1 protein-coding gene is annotated in these 317 nt (G+C 78.9%); it reads right to left on the bottom strand.

The features are described 5' to 3' along the window. Positions 1–134: 134 nt before the first annotated feature. Positions 135–317: hypothetical protein (locus JHD63_RS24400; protein WP_233168567.1), on the bottom strand; the 183-nt coding region annotated here is incomplete at its 5' end.

The raw sequence follows: 317 nt of genomic DNA on the forward strand, positions 1-317 counted from the left end.
CTCCAGGCCCATGGACGCGAAGCGCTCGCGCAGGGCCGGGTCGGCCACGGCGGCGCGGGTTTGCGCGCCGAGCCGTTCGATGACGGCCTGCGGCGTGCCGGCCGGTGCGTACAGCGCATACCAGGCCCTGTCTCTTATACACATCTCCGAGCCCACGAGACCGTACAGGAAATCTCGTATGCCGTCTTCGGCTTGAAAAAGGGGGGGGGGGGGGGGGGGGGGGGGGGGGGGGGGGGGGGGGGGGGGGGGGGGGGGGGGGGGGGGGGGGGGGGGGGGGGGGGGGGGGGGGGGGGGGGGGGGGGGGGGGGGGGGGGGGG

Origin of the sequence: Xylophilus sp. ASV27, assembly GCF_016428875.1 — a bacterium.
GTDB lineage: Bacteria > Pseudomonadota > Gammaproteobacteria > Burkholderiales > Burkholderiaceae_C > Xylophilus.